Source organism: Acidocella aromatica (assembly GCF_014201825.1).
Classification (GTDB): Bacteria; Pseudomonadota; Alphaproteobacteria; order Acetobacterales; family Acetobacteraceae; genus Acidocella; species Acidocella aromatica.
In genome coordinates, this window is sequence record NZ_JACHFJ010000028.1 from 1 (window position 1) to 1229 (window position 1229).

General features: G+C 62.6%; 1 protein-coding gene. It reads right to left on the reverse strand.

Going from position 1 to position 1229, the window contains the following annotated elements:
- Positions 1-17: 17 nt before the first annotated feature.
- Positions 18-1168, reverse strand: a protein-coding gene (locus HNP71_RS14020) for an IS3 family transposase (protein WP_408840929.1) whose coding sequence is annotated in 2 segments (ribosomal slippage) — positions 18-916 and positions 916-1168 — 1152 coding nt in all. Because the reading frame shifts where the segments join, the coding sequence is not laid out codon by codon here.
- Between the last annotated feature and the right edge of the window lie 61 nt (positions 1169-1229).

The following is a 1229-nucleotide window of genomic DNA, read 5'->3' on the forward strand; positions in this document are numbered from 1 at the left end:
CCCCTTTTTGTTCGCGCTCAGGCGCAGTGTCTTTCCCCTTCATGCTTGATGGTTGAGGTGGTTTCAATGTGCCCTGGGGCATGCCCCAGGGCACATTGGCGTGCGGCCTCGGCGGGTGTTTGGCCGCCGAGTTTGGTGTGGGGCCTGACCGTATTGTAGTCGAGCCGCCAGTTGCTGAGCACCGCTCGTGCATGCCGCAGAGAGGTGAACAAGGTTTCGTTCAGACATTCATCGCGGAGCCTACCGTTGAAGCTTTCGCAGAAGGCGTTCTGCTGGGGCTTGCCGGGGGCGATGTAGTGCCAAGCGATGAGCCGGTCCTGCGTCCAGCGCAGGATGGCATTTGAGGTCAGTTCCGTGCCGTTATCGCTGATGATCATCGCCGGCTGGCCGCGCCGGGCGATGAGGACATCCAGTTCCCGGGCCACGCGGGCGCCGCAGAGCGAGGTGTCGGCCACTAGCGCCAGGCATTCGCGGCTGAACTGGTCGATCACCGTCAGCACCCGGAAGCGCTGGCCGCCGACCAGGGCATCGGAGACAAAATCCAGCGACCAGCACTGGTTCGGCCCTGCCGGTACGACCATCGGCGCCCTTGCGCCCATTGCCCGTTTGCGCCCGCGCCGCCGGCGCACCGCCAAGCGTTCCTCCCGGTACAGGCGCAGCAGCTTCTTGTGGTTCGGCCTCAGACCCTCGCGGGCCAGCAAAAGCCCCAGGCGCCGGTAGCCAAACCGCCGTCGCTCCGCCGCCAGCGCGCATAAACGTGCCCGTAGCGGCGCATCGTCGGGCCGACGCGACACGTAGCGCAGCACACGGCGCGATATGCCGATAATTTCGCACGCCCGGCGCTCGCTCATCCCAAACTCAGCTCGGGCATGAGCAACAGCTTCACGCTTCGCCCCGGGCGTTACCATTTTTTTGCCGCCAGATCCTTCAGAACGGCGTTGTCCAGCATCGCCTCGGCCAACAGCTTCTTTAGCTTGGCGTTCTCGTCTTCCAGTGCCTTCAGCCGCTTGGCCTCAGACACCTCAAGACCGCCATACTTGGCCTTCCATTTGTAAAACGTCGCGTCCGAGATGCCATGGCGGCGGCAAATATCCGCCGTCTTCGACCCAGCATCCTGCTCCTTCAAAATCCCAATAATCTGCTCTTCAGAAAATCGGCTGCCCTTCATCGGTCTATCCCCCAGGAACAGACTCTACACAAAAACGGTCACATTCCAGGGGAGCACGTCA